Origin of the sequence: Dyadobacter chenwenxiniae, assembly GCF_022869785.1 — a bacterium.
Taxonomy (GTDB): domain Bacteria; phylum Bacteroidota; class Bacteroidia; order Cytophagales; family Spirosomataceae; genus Dyadobacter; species Dyadobacter chenwenxiniae.
Map to the genome: position 1 here is coordinate 6,382,451 of NZ_CP094997.1, position 22,422 is coordinate 6,404,872.

A 22,422-nucleotide genomic window follows, 5' to 3' on the forward strand; every position below is an offset into this window, starting at 1 on the left:
GCCCCGGGCTTATGCCCGGGGCAATGTTGTTTTTTAAATAAATGTTAATCGATGAATCACATTCATCAATTATACCCAGGATTCTGCTTCAACATTGCAGCTCCGTTCACCACACTCATATCAATCTGATACTGTGGAATAGGAAAATAGTTGTTTTTTCCATTAATGAATTTTCCGCCAGCGAGGTCACTGGTAATCTTGGATTCGTAGCTGAAGAAGCTGTTCAGGGTTTTATCGGCCTGGCCCCAGCGAACGAGGTCGAAGAAGCGGTGGCCTTCCATGGCAAGTTCGATGCCGCGTTCGAAGTAGATGGCTTTCAGAACATTGTCTTTGCCTTTTGCTGCCAATGAACCGGCTGGGTAGGGTTTTACAACGTAGTTTGCGGCTGGCGTTGTGGAGAAACCGGCTAGCGGGTTTTTGTTGTCAATGTATTTGTATAACCAGCCCGTTTTGTCTGCTGCCCTGGTTCTTACACGGTTTACATATTCCTCGGCTTTGGCCAGGCTTCCGGCATTCGCTTCGGCCTCAGCGGCCATTAACAGTACATCAGCAAATCGGATTACAAGCACATTAATGGCATTGCCAGGCGCCCAGGAGGTCAGATCTGCATAAAGATCCTGCGTTTTTTGTCTGTGAATGTTCTTTTTCGGGGCATATGGGCCGCCATAACGCTGGTCGCGGACCCAGTTCATGCCCGGGAATAGTCCCCAATCGTGGTAAGGAACATCGCGACGGCCAACGGTCCAGTCGAGGCGTGGGTCGAGCGGGCCTGCGTCCGTTACAAATGCGGCTGATGAAGCAATGCCCAGGTCGTTTTTGACTGCATGACTATTGAAATCATCCATGTACGGCAGGCCGTTTGCATCTGTGCGATAGCTGTTTACGAGCATTTGGGAAGGCTGGAAAAATCCGCAGCAGGAAAAGGGAGCACCCGTTCCGTAAGGAAAATTGAGCATACTGCCCATGTTTGCATTGGTAATGTCCAAAGTTCCATCGTTGGCTACCATTTGGATTGCAAAAACAGATTCTGCATTGTTTTTCGTAGCTGCGTCGAAATTGTCTTTGAACGAAACCAGGTCATATTTCAAGCCATTGGAGGTAACGCCGCTGCTGATCACCGTTGCGAAAAGCGTGGCTGCTTCTGCAAATTTGCGTTGGTATAAATAGGTTTTTGCCAAATATGCGCCGGCTGCCCATTTGTTGGCGCGACCAACCAATGTCTGCGTAGCGGGCAATTTTTCATAAGCTGCCTTAAAGTCCGCTTCGATCATTGGCCAGATGTCCTTATCATTTGGTTGATTGAAATCAGTCGTCGTTTCATCGATCCAGGGAACCATGTTCCACATTTTTTTAGCCTCAAAATAATAATGCGCACGAAGGAAAAGCGCCTGTCCTTCGATGTTGGCCTTACTTTCAGGCGAAATGTCCGTTACCAAAGCCAAAACTTTTAAGACCGCATTCGCCCGTGAAACACCTTCATAGAGCGCACGCCATTTGGTATTAAAAAAACCATTATCCGCACCGGAAGCAAATGTTGCAATGGCATTAATAGGTGTTTGGTCACCGCCGTCGCTTCCTTTGTGTGCGTCGCCACCCGGAATGGAGCCGTAAACCCAGTTATCCGGCGGTGCTTCCCAGCCGCTTCCCCCATTGAAATCGCCTTGCCCGTCCAATGCGGCATATGCGCCAGTGAGCAGTCCGTCAATGCCTTTTTCGTTGGAAAGCACCTCGTCGCCCAACGCGCCTTGAACCGGTTTATCTAAGAAATCGTCCTTGCAGCCTTGCAGAACCGAAAGGCTTGTCATCAGACAAAAGGCCATGATATATCGAAATCCCTTTTTCATGTCAGTTTCTGGTAAATGTTAAAAAGTAAGATTAATGCCTACCGTATATTGTTTCGAAGAAGGGTAGGAGCCCTCATCAATGCCAAATACGGTCGGGTTACCTTCTGCATTTCTGCTCACTTCCGGATCAAGGCCGGAGTAACCCGTCAGCGTGAACAGGTTCGTGGCCTGCACATAAATCCTAAATTGCTGTGTCTTGATCTTTTTCAGGAAAGCAGGTGAGAATGTGTAACCCAACTGAATGTTCTTCGCGCGCAGGTAAGATCCGTCTTCTACGAAATAGGAGTTAGGAACATTGATTGTACTGAATGAACTGGAATTTTCCTGGATAGGCGCTTTTGCATTGTGATTTTCAGGCGTCCAGGAATTGTAAAGCGCCGTCTGGCTCTTCGCACCCGATCTCGACGAGTTGAAATCACTCCACCAAAGCGTCTGGTTCCAGATCTGATTGCCCTGAACGCCGTAAAGGAACAGGCTGAAATCGAACTGTTTATAATTAAAACCAAGGTTCAGACCATAACTGAAATCAGGGTTAGGGTTACCCAGGATGGTGCGGTCGGCGGCTGTAATCTGGCCGTCGCCATTTGTGTTTTGGTAACGAAAACGTCCTAATGAAGCGCCATCCTGGAATACTGCACTGGCATCGCCAGTTTGCGCTACGGCCTGTGCATTCGCCGCGGCGATTTCTTCTTCCGAATTCCAGAAGCCAATCACTTTATAACCAAAAAACTGACCGATTGAATTGCCTACCTGGTTTCTTACAATGGAATGACCGTCAAATCCGCGTCCTTCCAAGTCGAAATAATTGGTGCTGTTGGTTACTTTCAGAATCTTGTTGTTGTAAGTGGTGAAAGTCGCGGTTGCATTCAATTTCAGGTCGCGCCCAATGTCGAAACGGGAAGTGATCTGCAAATCGACCCCTTTGTTTTTCATTTGGGCAATGTTTACAAAAGGAACTTGTCCGCCGCCTGCTGTGCCGATCAATGTTGGATTGTAGAGAAGATCCTTCACATCTTTGACATAATAATCCGCAATCACGTCCAGCTTCCCTTTGAAGAAGGTGGCATCAATACCAATGTTTGTACTGATGTTTTTCTCCCATACAGCATCCGGGTTCCCGATCTGGCTTTTTTCAAAACCTTCCAAAGCGCCCGATCCGCTTGTGCCGGAAAGGTCATAATATGAACTTCTGCGATTGGAGCCGTAAGTGGTGAATGCATTACCAGACCGCACATTGATCTGATTACCCATGATCCCGTAGTTTGCACGCAGTTTCAAGTCGTCCAGCCAGATGATTCCTTTCATGAAATCTTCCTGAGAAATCCGCCATCCTGCGCTCACAGCCGGGAAAAGGCCATATCTTTTATTGATAAATTTCGAAGAACCATCCCGGCGGATCACGGCGCCAAAAAGATATTTATCATTATAAATGTAATCCAAACGCCCTATTAACGAAAACAACGCATCAGCTGAGCGGCTGCTCGAATTACTTCGCGTGCCCGAGCCTGTTCCCAAATTCATATAATCAGGATCAAAGGAGAAGTAGCCCTGCGTGTCGCCACCTATCTCGTAACTCTTGCCATTATACGCTTCCGTTCCTGCAACCACAGTGAGATCATGCTTTTGCATGGATTTATGAAAAGTCACAAGGTTTGTCCAGGTCCAGTTGAAGCCCGAGTAAGCGCCTTCGGAATAGGTGTTGGTGTTGCTGTTCTCCTTGTTTTCGTAAGTTGGGAAGTTGAAAGAATTCCAACGACCCGAGTAATTTTCACCTCCGAAACTCGTGCGGACGGTGAAATTTTTGAATAAATCCACCTCGGCAAATACATTACCAAACAAGCGATTATCCAAACCTTTGTTGTAACGTGTACGATCCCGCATGGCAACTGGATTAAAGGCATCGCCCATCCCAGCTGCGCGGCTTCCTGCATAATTGCCCATGATGTCCCGAACGGGAATGATCGGCTGCATGCGGAAAGAGAATGCAATGGCCGATCCGCCGTCGGAAAGCGCACTTTTTGGGTTATCCGAAACGGAAAAAGCAAGGTTTTCACCGATCCTGATGTGCTTTCCAACATTATACTGGCTGTTTGAACGAATGGTGTAGCGTTTCAGATAAGTGTTGGTCAAAGCGCCTTTTTGGTTGAAATAATTCAATGAAAAAAGATAGCTTCCCTGATCACTTCCGCCGCTTAACGAAATGTTATGGCTCGTGGAAGGCGCGCGTTTGAAGATCTCGTGAAACCAGTCCGTTCCTTCTTTATTGGCTTTTACAATCTGGTTGAATTTATTAAAATCATCCACCGACGTGTATTCCGGATTGACATAATAAAGGTCGCGATTCGTGCCCGGATCGCCTTCCTTCGCGCCGGTTGGCAGAATGTAATCCGGCAAAACCGGATCAGGGCCCGAGCCATATTGGTCGTCGCCTACGGTTGCTCCCTCGTTCCGCTGCACCTGAAATTTCAGTTGCGCCTGTTCCATCGGCGACAATGTGTTCCAGACATTTCCTTTTGGCGGCGTTTGCATGCCATACCAGGCGCTGTAACTCACCTTAACCTTGTCTTTTCCTTTTTTTGTTGTGATAATGATCACCCCGTTCGCAGCGCGCGAGCCGTAAATGGAAGCCGAACCGGCATCCTTCAAAACCTGCATGGAAGCAATGTCGTTGCTGTTCAAGTCTGAAATCGAAGTCGTAGGAACACCATCAACAACATACAAAGGCGAGTTATTGCCGAATGTGTTCAAACCACGGATACGGACCTGCGGCGTTTCGCCAGGCTGGCCGGAACCGATAATGGTCACCCCGGAAGCTCTTCCTTGCAGCTGGTTTGCAACCTGTCCGTCAGGTGTTTGTTTTAATTGCTCCACATCCACAACCGAAACGGCACCGATCAAATCCTTTTTGCGCTGCGCACCATAACCGGTCACAACCAGCTCCGAAAGCGTAGAAACATCCGGTAATAGCTTGATATCCAATGTAGAGCGTGATCCTACCATAGTTTCCTGAGCGGTAAATCCAATGAAACTAAAAATCAAAATGGATTCATCACCAGCCACATCAATGCTGTAATTTCCTTCCAGATCCGTCATCGTTCCGTCATTCGTTCCTTTTACACGGATAGCAACGGAAGGCAATGCTTCGCCTTTTTCGTCGGTGACCTTTCCTTTAACAGGGCGCAGCAAATATTGAGATTGAATTTCCACCGCTTCCCGATCCATTTCCTGTTTCGTTTTTTCGGTGACGCCGATCATTTTCCCGACCTGCCTGAATTCCAGCGAAGTTTGCTTTTCGATCATTTTCAAAATTTCCGGCACAGGCAGTCCCATGGCGTAAAGCGTGATTTGCGGTGCATTACGGACGAGTTTTTCGTCGAAGGCAAAAGTGACGCCGGTCTGCTGTTCAATTTGTCTGAAAACAGTCTTCACTCTCGACTGCCGCACATCCATATTGACGTGCTGAGCCTCGCTTGTGCCGGCCATCAAAAGGGCCGCAGTCAGCATGTTAATGCCCAAAATAAGCGTCGAAATGCGCATAAATTTTTTGAATAAGGGGAGTCCCTTATGGTAATAATTCACCATATTTGTTTGGATGTTTAATGGTTAACCTGTTAAACCGCGCCCGTTCTCGCTATTGATGGTTCGAAGCATTGCATAGCAGAGGGACATTCATTGCCGGGGACATTCGCAGTGTTCCCGGTTTCTGTTTTTTAAGCCCGCCTTCCTGGAAAGCCAGCTGCATTTTTCAGTGCTCTATTTTATTACAATCGTGCTGTCGTTTAATTGTGAATAATTGAATTTTTTGGAAAAGCCCAACACTTTCAACACATCGCCAATCGGCTGATCGTCGAGTGTCAATGTGATTTTTTCAGTAGTCAATTCAGGTTTTTCTATTTTTATCTGCTGCCTGTATTTTCTTTCCAATACGCGGAAAACCTCCGATAATAACTCATCTTCAAACACCATCCGGTTGTCTTTCCACGGCGCAATGGCCGGTTTGCTGATTTCTGTGACATGAATTTCAGCGGATTTTTCAGGGACAACGGCCTGTTCTGCGGGAAGCAGCATTAACGCCGGACGTTCGGGCTTATCGCGCATGGTCACGCCCACTTTCCCAGTCTTAACGGTCACTTTAATGTCCGGATCATTGTGGTAAGCCTTCACATCGAACGATGTTCCCAGGACTATAATGTTCAAAGTTTTCGCATGGACAATGAACGGCTTGTCGGTCATGTGTTTTACGTCAAAAAACGCTTGTCCTTCTTTCAAAACAACTTCCCTGGTTTTTCCTGAAAAGGAATGCGGGTAAGTAAGGCTTGAACCGGCATTGAGCCAGATGAACGAGCCGTCTGGCAATGTTACTTTCAATGTTTTTCCCAGCGGTGCCTGGACGAGCCTTATCCCCGTTTCGGCAGTTTTATGCTGATTTGTCCAAAAAATAAAACCGGCAATGACAAGCGCCGCAACGGCTGTTGACCACGAAACAAGGCGCTTAATGAGCGTAAAGCCGGGTGTTTTGCGAACAGGCTGCTGCAATGCTTTCATATTTGCCAGCATCCGCTCCTTCATTTCGTTCGCCGTATCCGGGTCGCGGGTGAAGACCGTTTCCGTTTCGGATACGTCCGGATTCAGGCTGTCGTACCACTTATGCAATATCTCTTTTTCCTCTTCCGAGGCTGTCCCGTTAAGAAACTTGACGGCAAGCTGTCTGATATACTCCTGTGTCATTTCAAAGCAGATAAACCCTTTGCATTACTTAGAGGGGAGAATGAAGCGAAACCCCTTAGTTGGAAAATAAAAAATCTGAAATTTTTATTGAGCCGCCTTAAAATTTGGCAAGAAGCAGTATTTGCAGAAGAAGATGTGCGACGCTGCTGAGGTTCGAGCGGACCATTTTTAACGCTTTGGTCAAATGCGCTTCTGCCGTTTTGGGCGAAATGTTCAGCTCTTCGCAAATGTCCGGTAAAGACCTGTCCTGCAATTTATTGTATTGAAAAACCAGGCGGCATTTTTCAGGGAGACGGTTGGTAAGGTTGGTAATGATCTCCAAAAGCAGTTTGTTCTCAATTTCCTGATCCATGGAAACCGAGGTGACCGCCTGTTGTTTGATCGTCAATTCGAGTTCCTGCTCCTGTTTAGATTTGGCCAAATAGCGATAAACTTCATAGCGAAGCATTGCAGCCAGATAAGGTTTAAGCGACTGGATTTCCAGCGTTTCCCGCTTCATCCAAAACAACATGAATGTATCCTGCGTAATCTCCTCCGCCACTTCGGCCGACTTCACCATGCGGTGCGCTGCATAAAAAAGTTTGTCCCAATGCCGGTTGTAAATCTCATCAAATGCGCCTTCCTCGCCCTCTTTCATCAAAGCGGCAAGCTCATCATCTGAAAAGTGTTGGAAGTGGGTCATGGAAAGTTTATAGCTGGCAAGGGTTCGTATGCTTTACCAAATATAAAATAAATAAACTACCTGTGAATGGTGATTTAATATAAATGCAATATTAAAAATGGTGTAATGTGCGCTATGGATGATTTTTTAACATAAATGCATGGAATAGCAATATTTTATTTTGGGGTGGTTTGTGAGACTTCCCATAAGACTTCCCAAGTCTCCAAGACTTGGGAAGTCTAGGCGCCAGAAACTAGTTATTCACCAACTTCATGGACCCTTCATTATAACGCTCTCCCGTGTTAGGATAACGCGCAACCAGCTCGTCAATGGCTGCAAGGTCGGCTGTTGAAAGTTCTACATCCAATGCGCCCGCGTTTTCTTCCAGATATTTTCGCTTTTTAGTCCCCGGAATTGGGATAATGCTATCGCCTTGCGCCAGCACCCAGGCGAGTGCGAGTTGTGCGGGCGTGCAGTTTTTCCCGGCTGCAATCTCTGCAAAACCTTTAACCAGTTTATCATTATTATCCGCAAATTCCTGCTGGTAACGCGGTAACGTTCTGCGGAAGTCGCTTTCAGTTAATGCGTCAACCTGCAAGGTTGCGGTTACCAATCCTCTTGCCAATGGCGAAAACGGCACCAATGAAATGCCCAGCTCATGAACGGTGGGCAAAATTTCTGTTTCCAGATCTCTGGTGATTACAGAATATTCACTTTGCAACGCTGCAATCGGATGGACAGCATGCGCTTTGCGGATAGAAGCAGCAGAAGCCTCGCTCAATCCCAGGTAACGCACTTTCCCCTCCTTAACCAGCTCACTCATCGCTCCGACCATCTCTTCAACAGGCACATTCGGGTCGATGCGGTGGGCGTAGTACAGATCTATGGTGTCGATTTTGAGGCGTTTGAGGCTGTTTTCAACGGCAGTTTTCATCCATGCGGGCGAGCCGTCAAAGTAAGAGCCGTTTGCATTCTTTGCGTCACCGTCATTTTCTCTGTAACGGAAGCCGAATTTCGTGGCAATGAACACTTTATCACGGTTTTGCACCAGCACTTTTGAGATCAATTCCTCATTCTGGCCATTGGCGTACATATCCGCTGTGTCCCAGAAGTTGATGCCCAGATCGAGGGCTTTGTGCAATGTGGCAATGCTCTCATCATCGTCGGTTGGCCCATAAGCGAAGCTCATGCCCATGCATCCCAATCCGATCGCAGACAATTGTTCCTCGGTTGTTCCCAGTTTTCTGAATTTCATGATTTGAGTGGCTATCGTAATTCTAAATTTTATTTATTGACCCGCTTGTCGGTTTTTAAAGTTATAAAATTCAGCTAGAACACGATTGAGATATTGCTCCCAATGCGTGACAGGCAGCATTATTAGAACACATTCCATTGATTGGACTATCAAAAAAAATCAAAATGGATCATTTCGATAGTCCTGTTGTGCGGTAAGTTTGTGTCGCTAAGCAACCTTTAATATTCAGATCATGTCAAAGCGAAGTTTAACAATAGATCTGGACCCCAAAGCCTACGCGGCAGTCAGAGGGCTTGAAAAATATATTTCTGAATCGGGGCTTGATAAAATTCACTATAAACTCATTAAAATCAGGGCTTCTCAAATCAACGGTTGCGCATTTTGCATTGAAAAACATACCCGGGAAGCGCGTGAGCTGGGGTTGTCGGAGCAGCGCATTTATCTGCTCAATGCCTGGCGCGAAACCAGACTTTACACAGAAGAGGAACGCGCCATTTTAGCATTAACCGAAGAGGTTACTTTCATCGCTAATAAAGGTGTGCGTGATGAAACCTATAATAAGGCCGTAGCGCTGTTTGGAGAAGCCTATACCAAGGCAATCGTGATGGGCATCGTAACGATTAACGCCTGGAACCGCATTGCCATTGCAGATCACTGGCCGTTGAATTAAGATAAAATGAAAAAGAAAAGCACGCAGTCTGAAAAAGCGGACCTACTTAAAAAGCTGCATTACAGCAAGCAGATGCTTGTTTTGCCTAACATTTGGGATGTTACAGGTGCTACATTGCTTGAAGAAACCGGTTATCAGGCTGTTGCCACGGCTAGTGCGGCTATTGCGCGCGCCAATGGTTATCAGGATGGTGAGAAAATGCCCTTTGAGCAGGCGTTAAATGTTATCACGCAAATCGTCAATGCAGTTGAAGTGCCTGTTACCGCCGATATAGAGTCCGGTTATGCCGCTGATTTGCAGGGTTTGAAGATCAATGTGCGCAAGATTCTGGCAACGGGCGTGGCCGGAATTAACATTGAAGACAGTGACCCGAAAACCAATCAGCTGCTGCCTGTAGACTTGCAGGTTGAGCGTATCAAGCTGATCAGAAAAGTGGCGGACAAGGCGGGTATTCGGCTGTTTATCAATGCAAGAACCGATGTTTTCCTCAAACCAAGTACGTTTACAAATGATGAAAAACTGAAAGTGGCCATCGAGCGGGGATGTGCTTATACGGATGCGGGGGCGGACGGCATTTATCCCATATTCGTTCAGGATGAGACGGTTATTGCGACTTTGGTAAATGAATTTTCGGTTCCTGTTAACATACTAATTACGAAAGGAACGCCTGAGCTGGGAACACTTCAAAACCTGGGTGTGGCCAGGGTGAGCTTTGGCCCTAATTTTCAAAAAGCAATGCTTTTAGCCATGAAAACATCGTTGAGAAACGTAAAAGATAGGTTTGTTCACAGCCACATAACGGATATGCTGGTCTAAACTTAGCGATTACGCAACGTGTTGCAAATCTCCCGGTCCATGAGCCGGGAGATTTTGTTTTATACAGAAAATAAAAATTACCTTGTGACATATTTCAAGGCAAAAGGCAACAATTTCGGGATTATGCAGGAAGACATTCTTTTTCAGATCAGCAATAAATTAAAGGAAGTCAGGAAAAATAAGGGTGTTACTTTACAGGAAATCGCCGACGAAGCGGGCGTTACCAAAAGCCTCGTCTCGCAGATCGAAAACAGCCGCACCATTCCCTCGCTTCCCGTAATGCTTGGCCTGATCAAGGCGCTCGACATTGACTTGAATTTGTTTTTCAAAGACATTATTTCAACAGCTCCGGGTGATAATGTGCTCATCCGTCGCAAGGAAGAATACCAGCCTTTTACCAAAGAAAATGCGAAGGGCTTTTACTATCACCGCATTTTCAGCAAACAATTCAAAGACAACCACATTGACGTGGTCCTGCTCCGGCTCGAAAAAGACGCCAAACGCCCGATGGTGCGCACAAATGCTTACGAATTCAAGTATGTGCTGCAAGGTTCGGTCGAATACACGGTTGGTAAAAACAAATATGTCCTGAACCAGGGCGATTCTATGTTTTTTGATGCCAATGAGCTGCACAACCCCAAATGCATCAACGGTGACGAGGTGCTGCTGCTTGTGATTTATTTCTTCAACGAAGCTTGACTTTTTCTTTAATTTCAGCGCAAATGTTAAATATTAATTAACATTTACTTAACTTTATTTCTCAGGCATATCACTATTTTTGTGCCTTAACAGGATCAATCTTATCCTCAATAGCGCTTTCACGCACTTTCTGGCATTTTTTTAAATTAAAGAAATCACCTAAACCCTCCTCTTGAAATTCAGTATTTGTTCACCATTATATATGCATAGATGTTAATAGAACTTGTTGTTTTTGACATGGCAGGAACCACTGTTAAGGACAAAAATTTTGTGGGAATTGCATTTCAGCAAGCAATGCAATCACAGGGTTATGACATTGCCATTGAAGATGTAAATCCTTTAATGGGATATGAAAAGCCGCTGGCTATCAGGATGATGCTGGAAACACGCGAAGCGGACAAAGCAAAGATCACCGATGCGCTGATCAACGACATTCACACACATTTCGTGAACGGAATGATCCAGTTTTACAGCACTACACAAGAAATAGAGCCATTGCCGCGTGTGGAAGAGACTTTCGCAACATTGCGTGAGGCCGGCGTAAAAATCGCTTTGAACACCGGATTTTCAAGGGACATTGCAGATGTGATTATTGGCAGGCTGGGTTGGGAAAATAAAATCGACTGCCTGGTTGCCAGCGACGAAGTGCCTTTTGGTCGCCCGTATCCGGATATGATCCATAAAATAATGCAGGAACTCAACATTACATCAGCTGCAAATGTTGCCAAAGTAGGTGATACTGAGGTGGATATCAATGAGGGGATTAACGCGGGCTGTAAATATGTGATCGGGATAACGACCGGTGCATTTACGGCTGACGAGCTACTTCCCTATAAGCCTACGCACATCATCGACGACATTGCGGACGTGGTTGCCATCATTTCAGAAAGCCCGGCTTATGCTGGCGAAGTTCACAAATAGCAAATTTTAACAACATCGGAATGAGTAAATCTGCTATTGTTATTGGAGCAGGCATTGTTGGGTTGGCTACGGCAAGGGCTTTGGTGTCAAGAGGTTACCAGGTAACAGTGATCGAGCGTTCGTCGAAGGCGGTGGGTGCTTCTATCCGGAATTTTGGCATGGTGTGGCCGATTGGACAGCCTGAGGGAACATTATATAACAGGGCTTTGAAGGCGAAAAGCCTTTGGAAAGAAGTGCTTACGGAGGCGAAATGCTGGTTTCATGAAGGCGGGAGCTTGCACATGGCATATCAGAACGATGAGCTGGAAGTGATCAGGCAGTTTGTTGAAGTGAGTGCTTACCGGCCGGTGAAAGTGCTAAATGCTGCTGAAACGCTGGAAATGTCGCCTGCTGTGAATGGGAACGGCTTGCTGGGCGCATTGTATTCTGCGGATGAAATGATCGTGGACCCGCGGGAAGCCATTGCGGGCGTTGCGCGTTACTTGCAGGAAAAGTGGAATGTGACTTTTCATTGGGACACAGCCATTTCGCAAATCAATTATCCGAATGTTTCATCCGGCTCCAGAAGCTGGTCGGCAGATGAGATTTTTGTTTGCAGCGGACAGGATTTTGAAACATTATATCCGGCGGAATTCGCAGCAGCGCCTTTGACCAAATGTAAATTACAAATGCTCCGCCTGGAAGCGCAGCCCAACGATTGGAAAATCGGGCCGGCATTATGCGGCGGACTTCCTTTGATCCATTACGACGGTTTCAAAGCCGCGCCTTCGTTAGCTGGATTGAAAGCAAGATACCAGGAAGAATACAGCGAATATCTCAAATGGGGCATTCATGTGATGGCTTCTCAAAACGGTCTGGGTGAAATCACAGTTGGCGATTCGCATGAATATGCTCTCACATTTGACCCGTTCGACCGCGAATTTATCAATAAAATGATCCTCGATTATCTGGGCACATTCGCGCAGTTCAAATCGCCCAAAGTTTCCCAAACCTGGAATGGGATCTATCCGAAAATGACAAACGGGCAGACGGAAATCGTCTTGAAGCCCGAACAAGGCGTTACGATCATCAACGGACTCGGCGGAGCGGGCATGTCGCTCTCTTTTGGCCTTTGTGATGAGGTGATCAGCGAAACTTACAGTGAATCCTAAACCCTTAATTTATGTTGCTCAGAATTTCACTTCTCTTATCATTTGCAGCGTTTTCTTCTTTTTGTTTTGGCCAAAAAGACAGGCCGAAAGGCATTGAACACGTGATTGTTATCGGCGTTGACGGGCTTAGTCCGGACGGCATTAACAAAGGGAAATCGCCCGTGCTGCACGATATGATCGCCAACGGCAGCGTAAAATGGAATGTGCGAACTGTGCTCACTTCGGCGAGCAGCCAGAACTGGGCCTCCATGATCATGGGTGCGGGCCCTGAGCAACATGGCATTATCAATAACGACTGGGAGATTGACAAGCACACTTTGCCGCCCATCGTGCAGGAAAAGGACGGCCGCTTTCCCACTATTTTCAGTATATTTCATAAGGCGAATCCTAAGGCCGAAATTGGCGTGGTGTATCATTGGGATGGTTTTGGGAGGTTATTTCAAAAAGATGCGGTGAATCACGACAAGCGTTTTGGCACCGAGGATTCCACTGCAACCGATTTCATCAATTATATCAAAACCAAAAAGCCTGCGTTGGGTTTCGTGCATTTCGATCATGTAGACCATGCGGGCCATCACGGCGGTCACGGCTCGGAGGAATATTATCAGTCCGTTGCCAAAGCCGATTCGCTGATCGGGAAAATCCTTTCGGCCCTGAAAGATGCCGGAATAATGGACAAAACACTGGTGATCGTTTGGGCTGATCATGGTGGAGTTGGTAAAGGTCACGGTGGCGCAACGCCTCAGGAAGCCGAAATTGCCGGGATTTTTTATGGTAAGGATGTTAAAAAAGGATATAAGATCGAGCAGGAAGTTTACACTTATGATCTTGCGTCCACGATTGCATTTGTCCTTGGCGTTCAGCAGCCTTATGCCTGGATTGGACGCCCCGTGAAACCCGCTTTTGAAGGTTTCAAGGAACCGGAAAATCTCTGGAAAGGAGAAAAATAAATCGATTTCAAAATCCAGTCGTTTCACAATCAGTCAAATATGGCCAGTCACAACAGAACAGAAGGAGATATCAACTTGTCGGAGGCGCGCCGTGATTGGTATGCCGTGATAAGCGATCCTGAAACTGTTGCTTATCTGGAAGAAGATGCGGAGCATTTTCTGCATCAGTCGTTATCGACGCCTTGCCTGGATGTTCTGGCTTCCTGCGAAGGGATTTATCTGACTGATATTCAGGGCAAAACTTACATGGATTTTCACGGCAACAATGTGCACCAGCTCGGTTACCGGAATCCTTACATCATTGAAAAATTAAAAGAACAGCTCGATATCCTGCCTTTTTCGCCGCGGCGTTACACCAATGTCCCGGCAATTGAACTGGCAAAGAAGCTGGGAAGTTTGCTGCCGGGCAACCTTAACCGCGTGCTTTTTGCGCCGGGAGGAACTTCGGCGATCAGTATGGCGCTGAAACTGGCGCGGATCGTGACGGGAAAACATAAAGTTGTTTCACTTTGGGATTCATTCCACGGCGCTTCGCTCGATGCAATTTCTGCGGGCGGTGAGCTGGATTTTCGCAAAGATATGGGCCCGCTTATGCCTGGCGTGGAGCGCATTCCGCCGCCAATGACCTACCGCGGACCATTTGCGGCCGCGGGCAACGGCGATATAGCTTATGCAGATTATCTGGAATATGTGATTGAAAAAGAAGGCGATATAGGCGCTTTTTTGATCGAAACCATTAGAAATACAGATGTTCAGATTCCCTCACAAGCTTATTGGGACAAAGTCCGGGAGATCTGTACGAGGCATAAAGTTATGCTGATCCTGGACGAGATTCCGATCGCATTCGGCAGGACAGGCAAAATGTTTGCATTTGAACATTACGACATTGAGCCGGACATTATTTGTCTGGGAAAAGGCATGGGCGGAGGCGTAATGCCGATGGCCGCCATCGTGGCACGAGACACGCATAATATTGCTCAAAGCGTCTCGCTGGGGCATTTTACACATGAAAAAAGTCCGCTGGGGAGCGTAGCCGCATTGGCGATGCTCGACTATATGGAGCAAAACCGAATCCTCGAAAAAGTGCAGGAAGATGCCGTTTTCATGGCTGGTGAATTACAAAAACTACAAGATAAATTTCCCTTAATCGGGGATGTGAGGGGCGTGGGGTTATTGTGGGGGATTGAATTAGTAAGAGACAAAGACACCAAGGAAAAAGCCGTAAAGGAAGCAGAAATTGTGATGTACGAATGCCTGAAAAATGGTTTGAGTTTCAAAGTTTCGCAGGGAAATGTGCTGCAATTATCGCCGCCGCTGATCATCAGTCGTGCGCAATTGCACGAAGCCTTGCTGATTCTTGAAAACGCCCTGGAAAAGGCCTCCGTCTTTGTATAATTCATAAAAACCAGTGCTATGCGTTTACAAAAAGCATTGCAGCGTTCCAACGCGCTGTTCATTGCCTGGGCCGTCATTGCCTCTTTTGGAGCTTATTTTTGCATGTATGCCTTCCGAAAACCCTTCAATGCGGGTCTGTATCAGGGACTTGAACTCGGGGATGTGAGTTACAAAGCAGTTCTGATCATTTCGCAGGTTGCGGGCTATACACTTTCCAAATTTGCTGGGATTAAGGTCATTTCCGAGCTGCAGCACAGCTCCCGGATCAAGCTTATTATCTCATTAATCCTCGTTGCGGAAATCGCCTTGCTGTTTTTCGGGCTTGTTCCTTACCCTTACAATTTCATTTTTCTTTTTATCAATGGCCTGCCGCTCGGAATGGTTTACGGCGTTGTTTTCAGTTTTCTGGAAGGGCGGCGGTTTACCGAAATGCTGGCAATGGGGCTTAACATCAGTGTTGTTGTAGCTTCCGGAATTTTAAAAACCACTTACATTGAGCTGCACACCATGCTTCCAGGCATTTCAGAATTCTGGATGCCGGTATTTATGGGTGCAATTTTCTTGCCGTTTTTCTGCTTTTTTGTGTGGATGCTTTCGGTCATTCCTGAGCCCACGCCTGAGGACATTCAATTGAGAACGGAGCGTAAGCCGATGACAAAGGAAGACAAGCGCGTTGTGATGGCGAAATTTGGCTTTCCAATCGTTTGTCTGGTCGTATTTTATGCTACGCTCGTTGTTCTGCGCGATTTCAGGGACAATTTTACTATCGAGATCTGGAATGAAATTGACGCAAATTGGGGAAGCAGCGTTTTCACAACCACAGAAATGATCACCGGCGTCGTGGTGCTGGTAATTATCGGCAGCCTTGCTTTTGTGCGGGATAATGTGAAAGGTTTCCGACTCACGAATTTGATCCTTTTTGTATCTGTCACATTGTTAGGCGCGGGAACATTCCTTTTTCAAAAAGGGGCAATCAGTGGCTTTTACTGGATGCTGATGGTGGGACTGGGGACTTTCCTGGCTTACACGGTGCTCCAAACGGTCATTTTCGAGCGGATGATCGCGCTTTTCAGGATGAAGGCCAATGCGGGCTTCTTTGTTTATATCTGCGAAAGCATTGGTTACCTCGGCAGCGTCGCCCTGCTGCTTTATAAGGAGTTTTTTATGAAAGATCTCAGCTGGTCCAAAGTACTGATGCAATTCACATACATTCAATTTTTCCTGGGATTGTTGCTGCTGGCGTGCGCCAATATTTATCTGGAAAGGATCCGGACAAACCAGGAGCAAAAGGCGGATGGGTCCAGCCTGGCGACTGCCTGAACTCCGGAAATGCTTGCTAAGAGGCACAAAAAAAGGAGAACGAAGCGGTTCTCCTTTTTAATCTCAATTTCACCTTAATAACTGATTCTCTAACTAGTTTGCAACTTTAAGCTCCACGATAGAAGCTTTTTGTGCCGGCGTGTATTTAGCGAAATCATTGGTCGCTTTTTCACGTTGCGGTGCCGGTGTTTCCAGCGTCGGTGCCGAGGCTGGTAATGTATTTGGAGCCGCTACTTTTGTTTTATCTTCTATGTTAGCAAATGCGAAAGTAGTGCTGAGCGCCATAGCGCAAACGAATGTTGTGATTGAATTTTTCATAGCTAAATCTTTTTTAAATCTTGTGTTTGTCTTATTTGACTGTACAAATGTAAGTCAATGTTTTAGACGTGCGTAGCATTTTTTCAATAAGTGAGCTAACGGTAATATGAATGGTTTTAATTGATGATGAGTAATTTAAAGGCAATTCGAAATCTTTGCGCCGATCGCATAATGCAATTTTTACAAGAAAGTTGTTTCTTATTAATCATTGGAATAATACAATTGTAGAGACTTTTGAAGAAATATATTTTTCCTAAATTGTGCGCATGGCTAAACTCATCAACCTTCGACCATTCAGAGAATTCTTGCAATCGGGATCAGCGGGTGGGATCATCCTCATTATCTGCGTCATCGTTTCGCTCATCATTGCTAACACAGGCGCCGGTCCGGGGCTGGAAGCACTGCTGGCCAGCGAACTGGGATATAATTTTCAAGACATTCATCTCAGATATTCTTTGCTAATCTGGATTAACGATGGTTTAATGGCCATCTTCTTCCTGATGGTGGGATTGGAGATCAAAAGGGAGCTGGTAGAAGGGGAGTTGTCGTCTTTGAAAAAGGCTGCGCTGCCTATTTTCGCAGCATTGGGAGGTGTTATTGCTCCCGCTCTGATTTTCACGGCATTGAACAAAAACACGGAAACCGCCGGCGGCTGGGGAATTCCGATGGCCACGGACATTGCATTTGCGATTGCGATCATTACCATGTTGGGCAAAAAAGTGCCAGCCTCCCTCAAAATTTTCCTCGCCGCACTGGCCATTGTCGACGATTTAATGGCTATTCTGGTTATTGCCATTTTTTATTCATCCGAGCTGCATTACACGTATTTGCTTTATGCAGGAGGGATTTTCGTGGCATTGCTCGCTTTGAATAAGATGGGCGTGAAAAACCTTGCTGCTTACATTATTCCGGGCGTTTTTATATGGTATTTTATCCACCATTCCGGTGTGCACGCGACCATTGCAGGTGTCCTGACTGCATTTGCAATCCCTACAAATCCGGACGCGACGGAATCGCCTTTGGAAAAGCTGGAACATATGCTGATGAAGCCGGTGAATTTTTTGATTATGCCCGTCTTTGCGCTGGCCAACACCAACATCAGGTTTGAAGACGGCATGATTCAGGGATTGACGACGCCGTTAGGCTTAGGCATTATTCTGGGGCTTGTTGTGGGGAAACCGCTGGGAATCACTGCGCTTTCGTGGTTGTCCGTGAAGCTGGGCATTAGTGCCAGACCGCACGGGGCGGGCTGGCTTCACATTGTGGGTGTGGGAATGCTGGGCGGAATTGGCTTTACCATGTCCGTTTTCATCGCGCTGCTTTCTTTTGCGGGAAAGGATCTGATTTTATCCGAAGCTAAGTTTTCCATCCTTACCGGCTCGATCTTGTCCGGATTATTAGGCTGTGCAATGCTTACCTGGGTCAGCAGGAGATCTGGGAAATACTAACAGCAGTAATGCATAAACTACATTACTCTGTTTTGGCTTTGATCAGAATGTACTCGATCTTGCTGCCATTGCCGAATGCGGAGATCTGTGAATATTTTTCGTAGTTGTCCCACCTTTTGAGATGATTATCGTCAACGTTCGGGGCAATGTTTTCTTTCAAATTGAGAATTCCAAGTATAACCCGGTCTTCAAAATCGTAGTCAGAAAGTTTATTAAGTTGAATTTGATCGGCTATTTCATTGATATAGATAATCTCCACCTTTCCTTCGCGATAGATCATTTTCGGACATTTTTCGCAGCCTGCAACCTCGTCCTTATAATAACTGTCCAGCGTTCCTTTGCCTAAAACCGCTTCCACTTCTTCCACATTACGCAATGCAATTTTTGGAAGGTCAAGTTCTACGGTCACCGGCGCGTTCTCGTCGCGGTCACGGAGCACAAAGAATTTGATAAAAATGGCAATGAGAATGATCACAAAGGCAATGAATTTCCAATTTGCCCATTTACGCTTAACATTAACTTGTTCCATGAGGATGGCTTGATTTTTTAATAGACCGAATATTTTAAGGTTGTACAAAGAATATCATGCCAGTCGCACATGGATAACATAATTGAAACGCCGGAATCTAATTACGGGCAACTCACCATTGCCGAAGCCACGCTTATCCAGGAAAAACTGAGGGCCCAGGTTAACCTTTCGCCCATGGAGGGCGAGATCAAAACCATCGCAGGTGCCGATATTTCGCTCGACCTGAACAGTGAGATTGTGTATGCCGGCATGGTTGTTCTCAGCTACCCCGACTTAAATCCGATTTCATATTCACTCGTGCAGACGACCAATATTTTCCCCTACGTGCCGGGTTATCTTGCTTTTCGCGAAATCCCGGCATTGTTAAAAGTTTATGAGCAGTTCCCAGTGAAGCCCGACTGCATAATGTTTGACGGAAACGGGATACTGCACAAGCGGAGACTGGGAATCGCCACACATTTCGGGGTCCTGACAGACACTGTGACCTTGGGTTGCGCAAAGAAAAAGCTGGCTGGAAATTATGCGGACCCTGGCGAAACGAAAGGGGAATATACACTTGTGACCGACAAAGGCGATACCATCGGATTTGCGCTCCGAAGCAAGATTAATGTAAAGCCCGTTTTTATTTCACCTGGACACAGAATGAGCCTTAGAGACAGCATGGACATTGCCATGAAATGCCTTAGGAAACACCGGCTTCCGGAACCCACCCGCAGGGCGCATGAGTTTGTGAACAAGTTCCGGACCGGCGAGTTAAAAGAAGGTTATCACAAATTGGAACAATGGAGCTTGTTCTGATTATTTGAATGTCTTATCAATTTCATCCAGCAGATACGTTTTGGAATCTGAATCATATTCCCAGAACATCACGCCGGCTAGCTTTTTATCCAGCACATATTTGCATTTATCCCTGACAGACTGCTCGTCGTCATAGCTCAGCACGTCGCCTGTCTTCGCATTCAGCAGATATGGCGCTTTGGCGACCTCGTCCCGGTATTCTTTAAAGCCGTTTTTGTTAACCATACTGTCTTTGATCATCGTGTAACCATCCACATATTTTTGTGAAATCTGCTTTTGGCCCAGCCCTTTGTCCAGCTTCGCAACGCGGAACATTCTTCCGTAAAAAGGAAGTCCTACGACCAGCTTATTCATCGGAACGCCTTCTGCCGAAAACGCTTTCACAGCATTATCCACAGAATGGCTCGCTTTGTAAATATCGGAATTATATAAAGCAGCATGGTGGACAGCCGTATCGCCCTGAAAAAGGTCGTAAGTCATCATGTTTACATAATCTAGATATTTTGCCGCTTTACCCATTTCAACCACTTTGAGAAATGAGGTAAAACCCGGAACCGCCGTGGTAAGCAACTTCTTTTTGCCCGATTCTCTTTCAAAAACATCCAGTTCTTTGCGGATCGCCTCGAACATCAATGTGAAGTTCTGCTTGTCCTCTGGTCGGTAAACGTTGCCGTCTTCGCCCGGCATGCCCGGATATTCCCAATCAATATCCACGCCGTCGAGGTCGTATTTTTTGATGATGTCAACAGCGCTTTTGGCAAATATTTTTCTGGAAGCTTCGGTTAAGACTGCGTCAGAGAAGTTTTCACTCCAAGTCCAGCCACCGAGGGAAATCAGAATTTTAAGATCTGGGTTTTTCTCTTTCAGCAATTTAAGCTTGCGGAAATTTGTGGAATCTGTTTTTTCATTGGTTAAAAAAGCTTTGCCCTTTTGCACATCTACAAATGCATAATTAATGTGCGTGAGCTTGTCAACTTCAATGCTGTCCGTATTAACAAGGCCGCGGAAACCGCCTACGTAACCGATCACGACTGGTTTTGCGGACAGGCTATCGGTTGCAGCAGCGGATTCTTCCTTTTTTTCTTCGGATTTACAAGCATTCAAAAACGGCAGGGAAGTAATGAGCAGGGCCGTAAATGCGGGAATGAGGGTTTTGGTAAATTTGATGAAAAGCATGGGATCAGGATATGATTGAAGCGATAAAGTAACTACAAATTTACCCCGCTTGCAATGCTTCAAGCTTCTGTAATGCCTTCGCCATATCCACGCCTTTTCCCAAAACGCCCTTGAAAAGATCCCCTTTTTCCTCGACGCGTTTCAGCATATTCTTGATTGTGAAATCTTGTGGGGTCAATCCATGCTTCACTTCGTTCCATTCCAGCGGCGCGGAAACGGTCGCTCCGGGCTTCGGACGAACGCTATACACCGAAGCGAGGGTTTGTGCAATCCGGTTTTGCATGAAATCGACGTAGATCTGGTTCTTTTTACGCTTAGCGAGTGAGCGCTCCAATGTTGTGATTTCAGGAAGCCGTTCTGTCACCAATGTTGCCAGGATTTCGGCGAAACCACGACTTTCGTCGTAAGTATATTTTTTACCAAAAGGAATGTAAACATGCAGCCCGCTTGATCCGGAGGTTTTACAAAAACCCGTCATACCCGTCTGGTCTATAAGCTCTTTGATTACAAGCGCCACGTCGATAACTTCCTCAAATGTGTTATTATCCGACGGGTCGATGTCCATCACAATGTAATCCGGGTTATCCAGCTTATTGGTGGTGGAATTCCAGGGATTCATCTCAATGCAGCCCATATTGGCCAGATAAAGCAATGTTTCTACATCATTGCAAATGAAATAATTCACCATTTTACCTGTCGATTCCGCAAGGATTTCCTCTGTTTTGATCCAATCCGGAATGTTATCTCCCGCATCTTTTTGAAAAAATCCGGCTTCCTTGATGCCATTGGGGTTACGCCTAAGCGACAGCGGGCGGTTTTTAAGATAGGGTAAAATATGAGGCGCTATCAAGCTGTAATATTCCAAAAGCTCGCCTTTGGTTATATTTTCGTCGGGCCAGTAGATTTTGTCCAGATGCGTCAGTTCCGCTTTCTTTTTCATATCACGATGCTTTTCGTTTCGGCGCGCTCAAACTTTCTTTTAGCTGGGCCATCAGATCCTTGCTTTTGGAATGCACGATCTTCATTTTCGGCGTCGTCGGTTTTTTGCCTTTCGCTTTGTCCATAATCAGTTTCAGCAGCGATTCGGTGTATGTGTCTTTGTAATTTGAAATATCAAATTCAGTTGTGAGCTGTTCTATCAGCTGCACTGCCATAGCCATTTCAGCAGGCTTGATCTTCACATCCGGAATGTCCAGTTCATCCGCTTCCCGAATTTCGTCTTGAAATCTGATTTTGTTCAGGATGAGCATGTTGCCAGCCGCTTTAATCAAAACCAAACTCTCCCGATTTCTCAAAACATAGGTTCCCAGACCGGCCTTACCCGTTTTTTTCAACGCATCGCGCAGCAATGCGTAAGGCTTTCCGCCAGATTTTTCCGGCTGCAAATAGTAAGGCGTTTCGTAGTAAATGCTGTCAATGTCTTTTTCGTTGACAAACTCTGCAATCTCAATGATCTTGGTTTTCTCCGGGCTGGCTTTTTCAAAATCCTTTTCGTTAAGCACCACATACTCATCTTCAACCTTGTAACCCTTCACAATGTCATCCCAGTCGACTTCTTTGCCGGTGTTGCCATTAACACGCTGATACTTAATGTTTGCGTGATCTTTTTTGTCCAGCATATCCAGATCCAGCTCGGCTTGCTGAGTCGCGCTGAAAAGTTTGACGGGAATGTTGACAAGGCCAAATCCGATAGCCCCGGACCAAATTGCTCTCATATCTTTCTTCGAAAATGATCAATTATTT

20 protein-coding genes are annotated in these 22,422 nt (G+C 46.2%); 10 read left to right on the forward strand and 10 right to left on the reverse strand.

What is annotated here, in order from left to right:
* Positions 1-65: 65 nt before the first annotated feature.
* From MUK70_RS27375 to MUK70_RS27395, 5 genes are all read right to left on the reverse strand, one after another.
* Entirely contained in the window at positions 66-1,844 is a 1,779-nt protein-coding gene (locus MUK70_RS27375) for a RagB/SusD family nutrient uptake outer membrane protein (protein WP_234656927.1), read from the reverse strand.
* Between the two features lie 18 nt (positions 1,845-1,862).
* Positions 1,863-5,426 (reverse strand): SusC/RagA family TonB-linked outer membrane protein, encoded by a 3,564-nt coding sequence (locus tag MUK70_RS27380; RefSeq protein WP_234656929.1) that lies wholly within the window; start codon positions 5,424-5,426, stop codon positions 1,863-1,865.
* Between the two features lie 171 nt (positions 5,427-5,597).
* Entirely contained in the window at positions 5,598-6,572 is a 975-nt protein-coding gene (locus MUK70_RS27385) for a FecR family protein (RefSeq protein ID WP_234656931.1), read from the reverse strand.
* 97 nt (positions 6,573-6,669) lie between these two features.
* A complete protein-coding gene (locus tag MUK70_RS27390; protein ID WP_234656933.1) occupies positions 6,670-7,254 on the reverse strand; it encodes an RNA polymerase sigma factor in 585 nt (194 codons plus the stop codon).
* Between the two features lie 232 nt (positions 7,255-7,486).
* On the reverse strand, positions 7,487-8,488 hold the full coding sequence (locus MUK70_RS27395; protein ID WP_234656934.1) for an aldo/keto reductase: 1,002 nt from the start codon (positions 8,486-8,488) through the stop codon (positions 7,487-7,489).
* A gap of 232 nt (positions 8,489-8,720) precedes the next feature.
* On the opposite strand from MUK70_RS27395, the gene MUK70_RS27400 reads away from it, so the two are divergent.
* From MUK70_RS27400 to MUK70_RS27435, 8 genes are all read left to right on the forward strand, one after another.
* Entirely contained in the window at positions 8,721-9,158 is a 438-nt protein-coding gene (locus MUK70_RS27400) for a carboxymuconolactone decarboxylase family protein (RefSeq protein ID WP_234656935.1), read from the forward strand.
* A 6-nt stretch (positions 9,159-9,164) separates the two neighbouring features.
* Complete coding sequence (locus MUK70_RS27405; protein ID WP_234656936.1) at positions 9,165-9,974, forward strand: isocitrate lyase/PEP mutase family protein; 810 nt, start codon at positions 9,165-9,167, stop codon at positions 9,972-9,974.
* A gap of 39 nt (positions 9,975-10,013) precedes the next feature.
* Complete coding sequence (locus MUK70_RS27410; RefSeq protein WP_234656937.1) at positions 10,014-10,673, forward strand: helix-turn-helix domain-containing protein; 660 nt, start codon at positions 10,014-10,016, stop codon at positions 10,671-10,673.
* A 210-nt stretch (positions 10,674-10,883) separates the two neighbouring features.
* Positions 10,884-11,594: an HAD family hydrolase gene (locus tag MUK70_RS27415; protein WP_234656938.1), complete on the forward strand. Its 711-nt coding sequence runs from the start codon at positions 10,884-10,886 to the stop codon at positions 11,592-11,594.
* 20 nt (positions 11,595-11,614) lie between these two features.
* Positions 11,615-12,745 (forward strand): TIGR03364 family FAD-dependent oxidoreductase, encoded by a 1,131-nt coding sequence (locus tag MUK70_RS27420; protein ID WP_244784554.1) that lies wholly within the window; start codon positions 11,615-11,617, stop codon positions 12,743-12,745.
* Positions 12,746-12,756: 11 nt separating this feature from the next.
* Positions 12,757-13,695, forward strand: a complete 939-nt coding sequence (locus MUK70_RS27425) for an alkaline phosphatase family protein (protein WP_234656940.1) — start codon at positions 12,757-12,759, stop codon at positions 13,693-13,695.
* Between the two features lie 39 nt (positions 13,696-13,734).
* On the forward strand, positions 13,735-15,090 hold the full coding sequence (locus MUK70_RS27430) for an aspartate aminotransferase family protein (protein WP_234656941.1): 1,356 nt from the start codon (positions 13,735-13,737) through the stop codon (positions 15,088-15,090).
* An 18-nt stretch (positions 15,091-15,108) separates the two neighbouring features.
* Positions 15,109-16,410, forward strand: a complete 1,302-nt coding sequence (locus tag MUK70_RS27435; protein ID WP_234656942.1) for a DUF5690 family protein — start codon at positions 15,109-15,111, stop codon at positions 16,408-16,410.
* A 93-nt stretch (positions 16,411-16,503) separates the two neighbouring features.
* Here the strand turns inward: MUK70_RS27435 and MUK70_RS27440 are convergent, their stop codons facing one another.
* Complete coding sequence (locus tag MUK70_RS27440) at positions 16,504-16,728, reverse strand: hypothetical protein (RefSeq protein ID WP_234656943.1); 225 nt, start codon at positions 16,726-16,728, stop codon at positions 16,504-16,506.
* Between the two features lie 266 nt (positions 16,729-16,994).
* Between MUK70_RS27440 and nhaA the strand changes: the two genes are divergently transcribed.
* Positions 16,995-18,176 carry a Na+/H+ antiporter NhaA gene (gene nhaA, locus MUK70_RS27445; RefSeq protein WP_234656944.1) on the forward strand — a complete coding sequence of 394 codons (1,182 nt, stop codon included), beginning with the start codon at positions 16,995-16,997 and terminating at the stop codon, positions 18,174-18,176.
* A 22-nt stretch (positions 18,177-18,198) separates the two neighbouring features.
* On the opposite strand, the gene MUK70_RS27450 is transcribed toward nhaA, so the two are convergent.
* Positions 18,199-18,705, reverse strand: coding sequence for a hypothetical protein (locus tag MUK70_RS27450; RefSeq protein ID WP_234656945.1), 507 nt, complete (start codon positions 18,703-18,705; stop codon positions 18,199-18,201).
* Positions 18,706-18,774: 69 nt separating this feature from the next.
* On the opposite strand from MUK70_RS27450, the gene nfi reads away from it, so the two are divergent.
* Positions 18,775-19,503, forward strand: a complete 729-nt coding sequence (nfi, locus tag MUK70_RS27455; RefSeq protein WP_234656947.1) for a deoxyribonuclease V — start codon at positions 18,775-18,777, stop codon at positions 19,501-19,503.
* Here the strand turns inward: nfi and MUK70_RS27460 are convergent, their stop codons facing one another.
* The 3 genes from MUK70_RS27460 to ku are packed head-to-tail and all read right to left on the reverse strand — an operon-like array spanning position 19,504 to position 22,394.
* Complete coding sequence (locus MUK70_RS27460) at positions 19,504-20,679, reverse strand: glycoside hydrolase family 18 protein (RefSeq protein ID WP_234656948.1); 1,176 nt, start codon at positions 20,677-20,679, stop codon at positions 19,504-19,506.
* 40 nt (positions 20,680-20,719) lie between these two features.
* Entirely contained in the window at positions 20,720-21,619 is a 900-nt protein-coding gene (gene ligD / locus MUK70_RS27465) for a non-homologous end-joining DNA ligase (RefSeq protein WP_234656949.1), read from the reverse strand.
* Position 21,620: 1 nt separating this feature from the next.
* Positions 21,621-22,394, reverse strand: a complete 774-nt coding sequence (ku, locus tag MUK70_RS27470) for a non-homologous end joining protein Ku (protein WP_234656950.1) — start codon at positions 22,392-22,394, stop codon at positions 21,621-21,623.
* Between the last annotated feature and the right edge of the window lie 28 nt (positions 22,395-22,422).